The 14,743-nt window shown below is 36.4% G+C and carries 14 protein-coding genes; 7 read left to right on the forward strand and 7 right to left on the reverse strand.

What is annotated here, in order from left to right:
* Window positions 1–364 precede the first annotated feature (364 nt).
* Window positions 365–1,195, forward strand: a complete 831-nt coding sequence (locus tag E1750_RS01275; RefSeq protein ID WP_133275014.1) for a 1,4-dihydroxy-2-naphthoyl-CoA synthase — start codon at window positions 365–367, stop codon at window positions 1,193–1,195.
* Window positions 1,196–1,489: 294 nt separating this feature from the next.
* Window positions 1,490–2,452 carry a 1,4-dihydroxy-2-naphthoate octaprenyltransferase gene (gene menA, locus E1750_RS01280; RefSeq protein ID WP_133275015.1) on the forward strand — a complete coding sequence of 321 codons (963 nt, stop codon included), beginning with the start codon at window positions 1,490–1,492 and terminating at the stop codon, window positions 2,450–2,452.
* 270 nt (window positions 2,453–2,722) lie between these two features.
* On the opposite strand, the gene E1750_RS17965 is transcribed toward menA, so the two are convergent.
* Window positions 2,723–2,854: a hypothetical protein gene (locus E1750_RS17965; RefSeq protein ID WP_262709727.1), complete on the reverse strand. Its 132-nt coding sequence runs from the start codon at window positions 2,852–2,854 to the stop codon at window positions 2,723–2,725.
* A gap of 170 nt (window positions 2,855–3,024) precedes the next feature.
* Here E1750_RS17965 and E1750_RS01285 point away from each other — a divergent pair, with 170 nt between their 5' ends.
* From E1750_RS01285 to E1750_RS01305, 5 genes are all read left to right on the forward strand, one after another.
* Complete coding sequence (locus tag E1750_RS01285) at window positions 3,025–3,702, forward strand: metal-dependent hydrolase (RefSeq protein WP_133275016.1); 678 nt, start codon at window positions 3,025–3,027, stop codon at window positions 3,700–3,702.
* A 60-nt stretch (window positions 3,703–3,762) separates the two neighbouring features.
* Entirely contained in the window at window positions 3,763–4,971 is a 1,209-nt protein-coding gene (locus E1750_RS01290; RefSeq protein ID WP_133275017.1) for a tetratricopeptide repeat protein, read from the forward strand.
* A gap of 41 nt (window positions 4,972–5,012) precedes the next feature.
* The gene (locus E1750_RS01295) at window positions 5,013–5,918 is read left to right on the forward strand and encodes a ribonuclease Z (protein ID WP_133275018.1); all 906 of its coding nucleotides are present in this window, start codon (window positions 5,013–5,015) and stop codon (window positions 5,916–5,918) included.
* Window positions 5,919–6,133: 215 nt separating this feature from the next.
* Entirely contained in the window at window positions 6,134–6,778 is a 645-nt protein-coding gene (pdxH, locus tag E1750_RS01300) for a pyridoxamine 5'-phosphate oxidase (RefSeq protein WP_133275019.1), read from the forward strand.
* Window positions 6,779–7,138: 360 nt separating this feature from the next.
* The gene (locus E1750_RS01305; RefSeq protein WP_133275020.1) at window positions 7,139–8,395 is read left to right on the forward strand and encodes a nucleoside permease; all 1,257 of its coding nucleotides are present in this window, start codon (window positions 7,139–7,141) and stop codon (window positions 8,393–8,395) included.
* A gap of 81 nt (window positions 8,396–8,476) precedes the next feature.
* Here the strand turns inward: E1750_RS01305 and E1750_RS01310 are convergent, their stop codons facing one another.
* From E1750_RS01310 to E1750_RS01335, 6 genes are all read right to left on the reverse strand, one after another.
* Window positions 8,477–9,412, reverse strand: a complete 936-nt coding sequence (locus E1750_RS01310; RefSeq protein ID WP_227873935.1) for an alpha/beta hydrolase — start codon at window positions 9,410–9,412, stop codon at window positions 8,477–8,479.
* A gap of 163 nt (window positions 9,413–9,575) precedes the next feature.
* Entirely contained in the window at window positions 9,576–10,328 is a 753-nt protein-coding gene (locus E1750_RS01315) for a hypothetical protein (protein WP_133275021.1), read from the reverse strand.
* A 239-nt stretch (window positions 10,329–10,567) separates the two neighbouring features.
* Window positions 10,568–11,230 carry a DUF4328 domain-containing protein gene (locus E1750_RS01320; RefSeq protein WP_133275022.1) on the reverse strand — a complete coding sequence of 221 codons (663 nt, stop codon included), beginning with the start codon at window positions 11,228–11,230 and terminating at the stop codon, window positions 10,568–10,570.
* An 87-nt stretch (window positions 11,231–11,317) separates the two neighbouring features.
* Window positions 11,318–13,357: a M48 family metalloprotease gene (locus tag E1750_RS01325; protein ID WP_133275023.1), complete on the reverse strand. Its 2,040-nt coding sequence runs from the start codon at window positions 13,355–13,357 to the stop codon at window positions 11,318–11,320.
* Between the two features lie 126 nt (window positions 13,358–13,483).
* Window positions 13,484–14,185: an SIMPL domain-containing protein gene (locus tag E1750_RS01330; protein ID WP_227873936.1), complete on the reverse strand. Its 702-nt coding sequence runs from the start codon at window positions 14,183–14,185 to the stop codon at window positions 13,484–13,486.
* A gap of 87 nt (window positions 14,186–14,272) precedes the next feature.
* Complete coding sequence (locus E1750_RS01335; protein WP_133275024.1) at window positions 14,273–14,713, reverse strand: hypothetical protein; 441 nt, start codon at window positions 14,711–14,713, stop codon at window positions 14,273–14,275.
* Window positions 14,714–14,743: the final 30 nt, after the last annotated feature.

Genomic DNA, 14,743 nt, shown 5'->3' on the forward strand with positions numbered 1-14,743 from the left:
TATAAAGAAATGTTTTATACAAGCACAGTCAGCTCGGGTGGCAATCATTAGCTTAATTGGTTTAATGGTTAATAAAATGGACTATTAGTAGATAAATCAGTAGGTCCGATTAATATGCTCTCGGTGGTTTTTAATGCAACTTGGTTAAACAAAGGCTATTCCAAAAAGGCAATCAAAGTAACTCAATGCTTCACGAGGTAAATTTTCTGAGGGTTGTTAAGAACTGCCTGTGGGCAGATGAGACTGTATCTGACTTTTCAATAGCTTTAGCGCGACAGTCAGGTGCTAGTATATTTAATTTCAGAATTAGTAGTAAAATCTAAAAAATGCGCTAATTTTACATTCCTAATATAAAAGAACAATAATGGATTGGATTACCGTCAAAGAATACGAAGACATCACCTATAAAAAGTGCAACGGAGTGGCTCGAATCGCCTTCAACCGCCCCAATGTGCGCAATGCTTTTAGACCCAAAACGACCTCAGAATTGTACCAGGCTTTTTATGATGCTCAGGAAGATACTTCCATAGGCGTGGTGCTGCTCTCAGCCGAAGGCCCTTCGACCAAAGATGGGGTGTACTCTTTCTGTTCGGGTGGAGACCAAAATGCTCGCGGTCATCAAGGCTATGTAGGCGACGATGGGCAACACCGTTTGAATATTCTCGAAGTGCAGCGTTTAATCCGTTTTATGCCCAAAGTAGTGATTGCCGTAGTTCCCGGTTGGGCTGTGGGTGGCGGGCACAGTTTGCACGTTGTTTGCGATCTGACATTAGCGAGCAAAGAACACGCCATCTTCAAACAAACCGATGCCGATGTCACCAGTTTTGATGCGGGTTATGGTTCGGCTTATTTGGCCAAAATGGTGGGACAAAAGAAAGCGCGTGAAATCTTCTTCCTCGGACGCAATTATTCGGCTCAGGAAGCGATGGAGATGGGTATGGTCAATGCCGTAATCCCCCACGCTGAACTCGAAGATACCGCCTACCAATGGGCACAGGAAATCATGGAAAAATCACCCACCTCCATCAAAATGCTAAAATTCGCCATGAACCTCACCGATGATGGTATGGTAGGCCAACAGGTCTTTGCTGGCGAAGCCACCAGACTCGCCTATATGACTGAGGAAGCCAAAGAAGGCCGCAACGCCTTCCTCGAAAAAAGAAAACCGAACTTTGAAAAGAAATGGCTACCGTAAAGGAAGTGGAAGGTACGAGGGATGATGGATGAGGTACGAAGTACGAAGTACGAGGTAAGAGGTACGAAGTACGAGGTACAAAGTACGAAGTTGCCAGTATTCAGTGATAAGTGATCAGTAAGCAATTGCAAATCAATTACCGATAACCGATAACCGATAACTGATAACCGATAACTGATAACCCATAACTGATAACCGATAACCCATAAACAACTAACCGATTAACCAAATAACCGATTAACCACAAACCACAAACCATAAACCACAAACCACAAACACATTAACCAACAACAAATGAAACACTGGATTCAAGCCGCTCGATTAAGAACCTTACCCTTATCCGTTTCCGGAATAATAGTGGGGAGTATGTATGCCTTGGCTTATCCCACGGATAGCGTGATGACTCCCACTGAAGTCTTCAATTGGCGCATATTTGGCTATGCAATACTAACAACCTTGGGCTTGCAAATCCTCTCTAATTTTGCCAATGATTATGGCGATGGCATCAAAGGCACGGACAACGAAGATCGTATCGGTCCCAAACGCGCCATTCAATCTGGGGTGATTTCGCCTCAAGCAATGAAGCGCGCCATTATTCTGACTTCGATTCTAACACTGCTATCGGCTATGTTGTTGATTTACTACGCTTTTCAATACACGAATTTAAGTTATTCTTTGTTTTATTTGGTCCTTGGGATTTTAGCGATTGCCTCGGCGATTCGCTATACTGTGGGCAATACCGCTTATGGCTACCGAGGTTTTGGGGACTTATTTGTGTTCCTGTTCTTCGGTTTAGTGAGTACTATTGGCGTCAACTTTCTGTATACTAAAGAATTGAATTTCGACCTTTTTCTGCCCGCTACCGCCATCGGATTTCTAAGTGTAGGAGTCTTGAATTTGAACAATATGCGGGATGAAGTTTCAGACAGGAAGTCGAGTAAAAACACGATTGTGGTTAAAATTGGCGGCGCAAAGGCGAAGCAATACCACTATTTTTTGATCGTTTCGGCTATGGTTTTGGTCGTGCTGTTTGCCATTATCAACAGTTTTACTTTGGATCAATACTTGTTTGTCTTGGCCTATATTCCTTTGACGAAACATTTAAGTACCGTTTATAAAAACCAAGAGCCTAAAGCCTTAGACCCCGAATTGAAAAAACTAGCCTTGAGCACTTTTGCGCTTTCGGTACTGTTTTCCATTTGTATGATTTCGTTGATACAGGATATCATTGTCAATCTCTTTTTTGGGGGAAGATAGGAAGTGGGAAGCTGGAAGTTAGAAGAAGGAAGTCTGAAGTGGGAAGAGGGAAGCTGAAAGTTAGAAGAGGGAAGTACGAGGTGCGATATACAAGGTACGATATACTAGGTATGATATACTAGGTATGATATACTAGGTATGATATACTAGGTATGATATACTAGGTATGATATACAATTAGAGGACTTGGTTTAGAGTTTAAAGGTCGAAGATTTAAAGTTTGGGTTTATAGCATTTAAAAATTCGTTCTTGCATTGGTATTGGTCTAACTCAAAAATGCACCGAGCCAACGGCTCTTTTGGCCGTGATTTTAGTATAGACTGGACTAAAGTCCAGCTTTACAAAATGGTCCGAGCCGACGGCTCTTATACCTAATGCGGCAGTTCCGTAGGAACGGTTCATTTTGTAGTCCCGAAGCTTCGGGAGATTTTAATCCGTTGGAAAATGCGAATTGCACCGGTTTTTAATTCATTAAAAACACGAATTGCAACGGATTTTAATTCGTTGGATGCGAATAGCACCGGATTATAATCTATTGAAAATAAAATAAATTATTTATAAAACAGATAGAGATGAAAATAACATTTTACGGACATGCTTCCTTAGGAATTGAAGTAGGAGGCAAACAGATTTTGGTGGATCCTTTTATTTCGGCCAATCCCAATGCGTCTCACATTAATATCAATGAGCTCCAAGCCGATTATATTCTGCTGACCCACGCCCACGGCGATCACGTGCTCGATGTGGAATATATCGCCGGCAGAACCAATGCCGTTATCGTTTCGAATTACGAAATAGCAACGCATTACGGGGAAAAAGGGTTCAAGAACCACCCCATGAATCACGGCGGCAGTTGGACTTTCGACTTTGGCAAGCTAAAATATGTCAATGCAGTTCATTCCAGTTCGTTCCCCGACGGAAGTTACGGCGGCAACCCGGGAGGCTTTGTCATCGAAGGCGAACATAAAAACATCTACATTGCCGGCGATACAGCCCTTTCGATGGATATGAAACTCATCCCAATGCGAATCAAACTGGATTTAGCCATTCTCCCAATAGGCAGCAATTTTACTATGGATGTCGAGGATGCCATCATCGCTTCGGATTTCGTCGAATGCGATAAGATCTTGGGGGTGCACTACGATACTTTTGGCTACATCGAAATTGATCACGAAACCGCCATCCGCAAGTTTTTCAACAAAGGCAAAGATTTAATGCTCCTCGACATTGGAGAGAGTATTGAATTGTAATTTTTTTAACCTTGATAGCTTCCAGCCTTTTGAAGGCTGGAAGCTTTTAATTATATCGGAATGAATATTAAAAAGATAATTGCAGTGCTAATCGTTAGCATTTCATTTCAAACTATTGTTGCTCAAAAAGAGGGATATTGGGATAAAGAACGCGCCACTAAACGTGAAATAGTGGTTGCGGCCCGCGATAGAATCGTCATAAAAACCGAAGAGCTACCCGTAGGCACTACCGAAGTGGTGTATCGTATCACGTTTTTGGATGAGAATCAGCAAATGGCCAATAGTTTGGTATCGGTATTAAAATCGATTCCCGACCCAACAGGAATCAGCCAAGGTTCAGCTGGAGCAGTATTTCTGTTATCGAAAATTTCCGGCGAGGACAAATGCAAGTATGCTATATTTTCAAACGAAGCCTTAGCTGCCGAATACAAAAAATCGGGAACCACACTCAAAGCCTGCTACGATCAAAATATCCCTATTAGCAAAGACGCCAAAGGACTTTCAGCCGATCGATCGCTGTGTATTTTGCCGAATGCCAATGCGATGTGGTTTGGTTTCGAAAGCAAGAATTGGATTATGAATCAGAAAATAGTACTCGAAGTGGTGCCTTGGGTCAACACGAGATTGGCTAGCGGTTGGAATCTCGAAAACCGCAAACTGATGCTCAATCAATGCAAAACAACGGATTTGGCCAAGAAGATTATCCCCGCTGATGATTTTTGCGTTTGTGTCTTGGATAAATTGCAAAAAGAATACACCTTTCAAGAATTCCAAAAACTATTGCCCATCGAAAAATCGAAAGTGTACAACGATTTAGGTAATGCTTGTTTGACCGGAATTAGCGCCTCCGACAAGATTTATTCCGATTTGCGTACCCAAGCGAGCCAATTGGTACAACAGAGCAAATACGGAGAAGCAATCGACAAAATAGGAGTAATTGTGCTCTACGGCAAAGCCAAGGCGTCTGATTTTAATCTGCTGGGCTATTCGTATCTGATGACCAAACAATATTCTAAAGCCATCAAATCGCTCAAGGATGGCGAGAGGATGGACGAGTCGGACTTGTTGCTACAAATGAATTTGGCGCATTCTTATCTGTTGAATGATAACTTCAAAATGGCAAAAGCCATTCATAAAAAATACCAATTCCAGAATGTAACCACCAGTTTGAGTTGGACACAAAAAGTACAACAAGATTTCGACACCTTTCAAAAAGCAGGATTACCCACTGAAGATTTCAAGCGCGTTTTGAGGCTATTGGGGGATTGATTCCAAAAACATAAACCTAAGTACAGAAAACTGAACACTAAATGAATTTAACCATACTCGGCTGTTATGCGGCAACTCCAAGGACGATCACCAATCCAACTTCTCAGGTTTTAGAAATTAGAAATAGACTGTTTTTAATTGATTGTGGCGAAGGCACTCAGGTGCAATTACGCAAAAACAAAATCAAGTTTTCAAAAATCAATCAGGTTTTTATTTCGCATTTGCATGGCGATCATTTTTTTGGACTTATTGGTCTGATTTCAACTTTTGCCTTGCTCAATAGAACCACCGATTTGCATATTTATGGACCAAAAGGAATCAAGGAAATTATCAATTTGCAATTGCGCTTGTCTAATTCTTGGACAAAATATGGATTATACTTTCACGAATTAGAATCCAAACAAAGTGAAGTGGTTTTTGAAGACGATAAAGTGATTGTGAAAACCATTCCATTGAATCATCGGGTGTACACCAATGGTTTTCTGTTCCAAGAGAAAATTAAGGAACGAAAATTAAACCTTGAAGCCGTTCAGAACTATAAAATTGATACTTGTTATTATCAAAATATCAAGAACGGAAAAGACATCACTTTAGACGATGGACGAGAAATTGCCAATGAAAAATTGACTTTTGATCCCGCGCCGCCTTTGAGTTATGCTTTTTGCTCTGACACTGCTTATAACGAAAGCATTATTCCCTTGATTCAAGAAGTTGATGTATTGTACCACGAATCTACCTTCTTAGATTCGGAAGAAGGATTGGCGGGAAAAACGATGCATTCTACCGCCAAAGAAGCAGCTAGAATTGCTTTGAAAGCCAATGTTAAACAATTGATTTTAGGGCATTATTCCACTCGATATGAAAACATTGGACTTTTCAAAGAACAAGCAGAAACCATTTTCCCAAATGTGTTGTTGGCAGATGATGGAAAATCATTTGAGTTTTGATTTAGTAGCCACGAAGGCACTAAGTCGCAAAGAAAAGTTAATAAATGGTAATTTCAACTTTTAACTTTGGATAAGTGCTGTCCTTTTTTAGGAAATTAAGCCGCTGTATTTGCCTTCTATAATTGAACTTTGTGGCTTTGTGACTTTGTGGCTGAAATTTGTTTTGGTATTGAAAAACACAGTAATTTTGCATTTATAAAATTAAATCCCAAGAAATGGAAGACTTAAGCAATTACAGAAAATCATACGAAAAAAGCGAACTTTTGGAAACCAATATTCCCGAAGATCCTATCAACTTATTCAATAAATGGTTTCACGAAGTAGAAGATTTTGGGGGCGTTGATGAAGTGAATGCCATGACCGTTTCAACTTTGGGTTTAGATGGTTTTCCGAAGTCTAGAGTGGTGCTTTTGAAACAATTCACTTATGAAGGATTTATTTTTTACACCAATTACAATTCTGAGAAGGGTAGGGCAATTGCGGAAAATCCAAATGTATGTTTGTCTTTTTTCTGGCCGTCACTCGAACGCCAAGTTATTATTAAAGGACTAGCCGAGAAAATTTCGGAAAATCTTTCGGATGGTTATTTTGAATCTAGGCCGACCGGCAGTAAATTAGGAGCGATTGTTTCGAATCAGAGTGAGATTATTGCTTCCCGAAACGTTTTGGAGGACTCTTTAAAACAATTGGAAATCCATTTTGAAGGCAAAGAAATTCCAAGACCCGCTTTTTGGGGAGGGTATTTAATTCGACCTGTTGCGGTTGAGTTTTGGCAAGGAAGACCTAATCGACTTCACGATAGAATTCGATACCAGTTGCAAGAGGATTATGTTTGGAAAATCGACCGACTTTCGCCCTAGTTTTTAATTCAAATACTTTATTATTTGTAAGTATATATTTCATATTTTATTTAATTTGTGTATTTCATCGATTTTATTTGTTTTTTAATCGATAAAGCATCTATATTTACACCAAGAAATAAAAACAGTAATACTCAGTTAAGACCTACTTAAAAAGTTTGCCCCACAATCTATTTTAAACCTTAACCTACTGATACCAAATCATAATTGAGTTTTTGTTGTTAATTAGTTAGAAAAACAGCTTTTCCCCAAAGGCTGTTTTTTTATTTAAAAGAATTTACGTTTAGTATTCAGATATCTTAAAATATTCTTAGATTTACCCAATAGAATAGATGTTTTTTTAATTCAACTTTAGTTATTATGAATATTAAAAATAGGCTAACATTGATGAGTTTTCTTCAATTTTTTGTTTGGGGAGCTTGGCTAATCACTGTCGGTAATTATTGGTTCGCAACCAAACAATGGAGTGGTGCCGAATTTGGCGCTATATTCTCCACTTTAGGGCTTTCTTCGATTATTATGCCTGCATTGACGGGCATCATAGCTGACCGTTGGGTCAATGCCGAAAAACTGTACGGAATATTACATATTTTAGGCGGATTAGCACTTTGCTATATTCCACAAGTAGACAATCCTACCACATTTTATTGGGTTATTTTTGTGGCAATGTTGTGTTATATGCCTACTATTTCCTTATCGAATTCAGTAGCGTATACGATTTTGAAAAACAATAATTACGATGTGGTCAAAGTTTTTCCGCCCATCCGTGTTTGGGGAACCGTGGGATTTATTGCCGCGATGTGGTTGACTAATTTGTCAGGAAATAAAGCCTCGGCCAATATGTTTTACATTTCGGCCTTCGTAGCAGTAGTCTTAGGTATTTACTCTTTTACATTGCCTCAATGTCCACCACAAAAATTGATAGATAAGAATGCTTCCTTTGCCAAAAAATTAGGCTTAGATGCTTTTAAATTATTTGGAACCTATAAAATGGCTGTATTTTTTATTTTCTCAATGTTTTTGGGAGCTGCCTTGCAATTGACCAATATGTATGGTGATGTGTATTTGTCTGAATTTGGAAAAATGCCAGAATACGCTGAAAGCTTTGTGGTACAAAAATCAACTTTAATAATGTCGATTTCCCAATTCTCGGAAACGGCCTTTATTTTGGCGATTCCGTTTTTCTTAAAACGATTTGGAATCAAACAAGTAATGTTGATTTCAATGTTGGCTTGGGTGTTGCGTTTCGGATTCTTTGCTTACGGCGATCCTTCGTTTGGAGGTACTTTTCTGATTATTATGTCGTGTATCGTTTATGGAATGGCCTTCGATTTCTTCAATATTTCAGGTTCCTTATTTATCGAAACGACTACCGATTCTTCTATTCGTTCCAGTGCGCAAGGCTTATTTATGATGATGTCCAATGGTTTTGGCGCTTTCTTTGGCGGCATCATCAGTGGGCAAGTGATTGATACTTTTTTTACTCAAAATGGTGTGAGAGACTGGCACAACATCTGGTTAGCTTTTGCGTCTTATGCTTTGGTAATTGCTGTTGCGTTTTCAGTGCTATTCAAACACAAACACAATCCTGAGGAAGTGGCGAAAGTGAGTCATTAGGGATTTATTTAATACAACAAACCCACTGGTTTGTATTTTGTCTTTAAAGCTTCCAACCTTCTAAAGGCTGTAAGCTTTGCTTTATTTCTGTTGGAGCAGCCATTGAATTAATTCGTCATTATCCACGATACTCCAAGAATGCGGATGTCTTCTATTGTCCGGTTTCCTATAGCCTTTATTTTCGGTGATTTGCAATGTTGCATTTTGATTTCCGAGTCTATTGAGCTCATTAATCATTGCGGAACAGGTGCTTGCATTGATACTCGTAAAGTCGGCCCCACGTTCTTGTAACCACCAATTGATATCGGGTTCTGTGTAAATTCGTAAAGGGCTATTGGACAATTTTTTAATTTCGGTTTGTGTCGTGTCAGAAAATGAATAAGCTGAAATTTTATAATATTCCGCTAAATGAGTCGATGGATTTCCGCCTGTTTCTTTTTCTAATCTTTCAATCATATATATGTTTTCCGGATTGGCTTCCCCTTCTTTTGATAGTCGAATATCTCGCTTTGCCGAATTATAAAACCGTTCAAAGTCGAGTGGTGGGTCAATCGCAAAAACTGCGGTTGGTTTAATTACTGCGTTTTCGGCATATTTAATGGCGCAACTTCCGCCAATTGAAAATCCACCAACATAAAACTTTTGGTCAATAAGTTGGTGTTTCGATCGTACATCTTTAACGATTTTATCTAAAGTTTGTTGACTCAAACGATCTGAACCTAGAGACAAAACGCCGTCTTGCAATGTGGGAATAATGGTCAAAATACCATTTAGTGCTAATTTGTTAGGTAAGTCTGTTTGCTCTAAAACTGCTGCTGCTGTTTCACCAAAACCTGGTAGTAGAAAAAGATATCCTGTATAAGGAAGTTTCGTTGGATACAGTATGGTGTAACAGTTTTTTGTCATGTCTTTTTCATCCAGAAAAACTTGCTCGATTTTGGGTTGAGATGCTTTCTGTCCAATACAAGGAATGCCGAAAAATGAAAATGTAAGCAGTAGTAAAAATAGTTTATTCATAATTGGTTTTTTTATTTTTGCTCCGCTATTTCGATTGCTATTGCAGACTTTGAGGTAGTGATTTTCGGTTTCCAACCGACTTTATTTTGTACTTAATTTAGGTCAGTCTCAGACTGATGAACGCATCCTCAAAGTCGGAGACTTTGCGGAGCGGCTTTAGATTTTAATAATTATAGGTTAATTCGATGGTATTATTGGACGGAACGTTGATTTCATAATCTATATTGGATGCAATTCCGTTTTTGACACTAATTACTCGCACCATATTTTTTTCGCTTTCGGCCACTAATACATTGAGTTTGTTGTTCAAATTTACCGCTTTGTAATTGTCATAACCACTAAAACCTGTGGCATATTCCGAATTTAAGAAGGTATTCTGTCCTACTTTTGGACCACAGGGAAATAGGGTTTGCACTTCAAAACGGTCACCTTCTTTTTGTGGAATGTAATTGTTAAGATTTACTTTTATATAGGCTTTTTTGGGAATATAAAAAGATTCTTCTATTATGGTATCTCTTCGTCCGATGCTATAAATGGCGTAGCCTAAGGATTGATTGTTTCCTAATTTAATATAATTATTTGAACTTAATTTTGAATCGTCAATATTTATAGTAAAATAGCCAGGTGCTAGTCTGCCCAATTCTTTATCTTGCAAATAAAAATCCTTGAAAAATTCACCGTTTTTATCGGATTTCGTTTTTACGATTCTTCTGGTGTAGCCTCCACCCAATTCTCCTCCGCTAATTCGATAAGTAAAACTCACCATAATATTGGCTAAAGGGACATTATTGGCTGTAACAAATTTTCCTTGAATAGTTGTGCAGTTATTGGTACAAATATCTTTGGTATCATCCTCATTCTTTTCGCAACTGATTAGAATTAATGAAAAGCAAAATAACCATAGTAAATTTTTCATAGTGAAGATTTTATTATACAAGTTTAGAAATAGTAATTACAGTTTTAAAAAAGTTTGTTTTTTGATGAAACCTAGTTGCAAACGCTACGATTTGTCGCGCTGATGCTCCGCAAAGTCTCCGACTTTGAGGCAGTGATTTTCGGTTTCCAACCGACTTTATTTTTGGCTTAATTTAGGTCAGTCACAGACTGATTAACGCATCCTCAAAGTCGGAGACTTTGCGGAGCTGTGACTGAATCTCATTCTGCTATTTTTACTTTGTGCATTACTAGTTCCAGTTTGCTATATTCAGTAATGATATTTATCGTAATTATTGCCAATAGTATTCCAATTCCATTGGAGATTATTTGACCAATAGTACTCCTGGTCAATTCATCAATTGTTTCTGCTTTCACGGAATATTTAAAAACAAATCGTCCAACAAACCAATTAATAATCCAAAATGCCCACCATAAACCCAAGGAAGGCATTGAAAGGTGCTCACTTGTATGCGCTTCATTTCTTTTTAAAAATAATTGGGTTTCCTGAAACAATTCTTTCATTATTTGATACGGTCTAAAGAGGTTTACAATGGGCGCAAACCAACAACCTGCAGCCCAACCTTCGGAATGCGATAAGTGATTCACTATCAAATGAAGATTAAAATAAGCCCGACGGAACCATTGAATGAAAGTAATGGCGGACACCACAAAAATAATAATTTGAATGATACCAATGGCTTGTTCTCGATTGTCATTTGAAGTTATAGCTTCTGCCGAAATTTCGCCTCCATTTGTGGCTGTTTGCAGTAAGTCGTATTGAAAATAACTGGAAATTAAGGATATGCAATTCATTGCCAAAGCTATCCAAATTAGGAGAATTGCATTTTGAGATCGCTGTTCGTTTGGTTTTAAATCTTGCATTTTTTTATTTTATTTTTTGGTGTTTATTTGGGGTGTGTTGACTATTATTGTGGGTAAGTTTAGCGAGACTTCTCCTTAATTTGTTTTTTATAGTAATTCACATTGGTACTCTAAGAGATTTCTTTTAATCAAAAAATACTCTCGCGAAATTAAGTATCCGAAATTATGTAGTGCTTTGAAAAGAATCTCTAATTCAGAGTCAATATATTTATCCTTGCTAAAGTACACCCAATCTTCTTTTAGATACATATCGAAACTTTCTTTGATAGGCTGGGTAATTTCCGGTTTACAAATTTCACTTTCGAGCAGAATTTGTATTTCTTTTTTCAAGTCTATTTCGAGCTTATGTAGCTTACTTAAATTGGATTTAATCTGTTCAATAGGGGTAATATTGCGTATAAAATCGGATTCATTGATAAGACTATAATACAATTCCAATTTTTTATCATACTCTTTGTCGCAATTAAAAAAATTAATATACTTTGATTTTAAGGCTGTTTCTAATCCTTTTCCTTTGGCTTGATGATAAAAGTAGGCATAAATAGTACTATCATTATTAGTGATTTTAGCCTTTAAATCTTCGTTTTCTTTTTCGATTTTTGGAATTAGTAAACCCGCTTCTTTTGCTTTAAACTTTTGACCATCATAATCAAATGTTTTTATAGAAATCAGTTTGTTTTCAATATTGGATAAGGTGTTTTTGTCATTTTCAATAGCAATAAAATCATAAACCATATCAATTTTTTCTTTATCGAAGAGCGACTCTAAATCTAGATTTGGATTTGAATTTTCGATCTCATTTAGCTCAAAATGATTGGGATTTTTATTGTCATAATAACCATTGTACAATTTATTAAAAGTACTTTTTTCGTAAATATCTACGTATTCATTTTTGAAATCCTCGATTTTTAAAGACTGCAATTGATCTGAATTTTCAACAAATGAAAACAATTTAGAAGTCAAGTTTTTTTGAAGTGTTTCTGCATCAACGAATAATGAGTTTGCTGACTGTTGGATTGGATCTTCTTTGATAATATTGAGTCTCTCTAAATTAGCAATTCTATCTTCAGTGCTAGGGTGGGAAGCCCATTGGTCTTTTATGATGAGCTTTGATTTATTGTATTTACTTAAATCTAAAGCCGAAACTACGGGCAAATTGTTCTTAAAAGCTAATTCACTCTCTTTGGCTAAAAAGTGTAGAACAAAATTTTGTTCCGCATAAATATTAGCACTTTTTATGTTTTCAGATATTTTATTTTCATAAAAATTAATTACCGCATTATATGAATGATCGGCCAAATCCATTCTTAACAAGGATTCCTTTAGAGGAACAAACCCTGCTACATTAGCCGCTACCTTATCAGCATGAAATTCCATTTCTCTTGAAAGAGCCAAATAATTAATATTGATGTAATCATACATTTTTTTTAGTATCCATTGAATTCCTTGAATTATTTTGAAAGCAATAGCAACAAAAATCGAAAAATAACCACTTACATTAGCCCATTTGCTGATCATTTTATCAAACGACTCATTATCATAAAGCATATTGAAAATTACCTGATTCACATTGTAAACGTAGCTTCCCACTTTCATACTTTTTTGGGAAAAATGCCCGAATTCATGAGCCAAAATCGCTTTGAGTTCTTGCTCTGTTATGGTGTTTACCAATCCTAATCCTATTTGTAAGTTTTTCTTAACGGGGAAAAACATACTCCAAAAACTGGAATCATAAAAAACACTGGCATTTACTTCAGTTGATAAATATACTTTTTTGGGAAAATCGGTATGCACTTCTTCAACAATAGCATTGATAAACGCAAACAATTTAGGTTCCGTTTGTGCTGTAATTTCAGTCAGTTGACTTCTATCAATCTTATGTTTTTTGAAAATGAATTTAAACAGAAAAGCAAGTATAAAAAATCCTAAGCTGGCTAAACCAACACCTAAACCAATAGTAATGGCCATAGGTTTTGCAGCAATAATATAAAATCCTCCTAGTACGCTAAAAATGGTTAATGCTATGGCTACAGCCAAAAGTAAAATGTAAACTATCAAAAATAAAGCAATGGAGATAATCGCTTTTGTGGTTACTTTTTTAAAATTATTCGAAACTTCAATATTCATAGGTTTGTTTTTGGAAAATAAGATTTAAGGTTTTGGGGTTAGGTTTGCTATTTCTAATAGCGTTTGTGCGTTGTAGTGGGTGGGAAGTTGGGAGGCTTTGTAAAGCTGGCGATTGTAGTCATTTTTTTATTCAAGTTTAAATTTCACGTTAACAATACTTTCAATTTTAATTTTTTGAAATTCAACATCAATAGGTTTATACTCTTGTTTCGTTTTTCTGCTATATCCGGTAACTACAACTTCCTGTAAACTTCCACCGTCGTCAAAATTTTTTACGTTTGTCAAGTCAGAAATAAATATGGCATTGCCTACTTTTTGTTTCAAAGGTTTAGTCATAAATTCTGCTTGAATTTTTGCTTTTGCAATTGCATTTGACTTCAGTATGAGTTTTATTTTTTCATATTCACTATTTTCAGTTTTGACTACACGGATATTTGAAATTTCAATGGTTTCAAGTTCAGCAATTATGCTTCCAGCCATTTTTGCATTTTCAACAACTAAATTATATGATTTTGATTTAATAACATCTGATTCTTTGATGAAGTATTTTTTGAAATTACTAGCCAAATCATTCAAACTTAAATTTTGGTTGGTATTAATTCCCAAACCTTTTAATTTCTGCTCCATTAAATTTTCTAATTCTTCAACAGAATATTTGTCTTTTGTATCTTTTTCAGAAATTATAATGTTCAGATGAATTCTATTGGGTACTACCAATGTATCGGCAATTGCGGAAGTTTCGATATAAGGTAAATCAATGAAGTTTTTCGTTTGCGAATACGTTTTCACTGAGATAATAATTAAAAACAATAATGTTAATTTTTTCATTTTCTGGGGTTTGGTTTTTTTTGGAGTTAAGATTTTGTCCAATTTTTAGTTACTATAGCGGTGGAGAGGCTTTCTTTAGCTTGGATTTTATTTCAATTCCGTTTCAAGCTTTTTTTTCGAAACTTCAACAAGGCTACTTTTTAATGGAAAACTATAAATTATTAAAATTTTATCTTTGACATAAATTTGTTCAGGATGCTCTCTAGTAGCTTTATTTCCGCCCCAAAGTAAGCCTTTTAAAAAGCTTTCCATTTCGAACTTCTCCTCAAACTCAAAATACATAATACTTCCGCTATCTTTTTTATTTTCAAAATTTTGAATATCCTTTGATTTGAGTTTTCCAATGAAGGATTCATACATATCTGGACGCTTATAAAATGTACACGCTTGGATTGAAATACATTGTGACTCATTAGTTAATTTGTATTCTGCTGGAATTTCATTTTCAGCCAGTTTGATTTTCTCCCATGTTTGGGCTGATGTATTAAAACTGTAAAGGATTGCAAAAAGGAATAAGATGTTTTTCATATTTTAAATATTGTTTAATAATTCTTGGTA

It is taken from the genome of Flavobacterium nackdongense, from assembly GCF_004355225.1.
Classification (GTDB): domain Bacteria; phylum Bacteroidota; class Bacteroidia; order Flavobacteriales; family Flavobacteriaceae; genus Flavobacterium; species Flavobacterium nackdongense.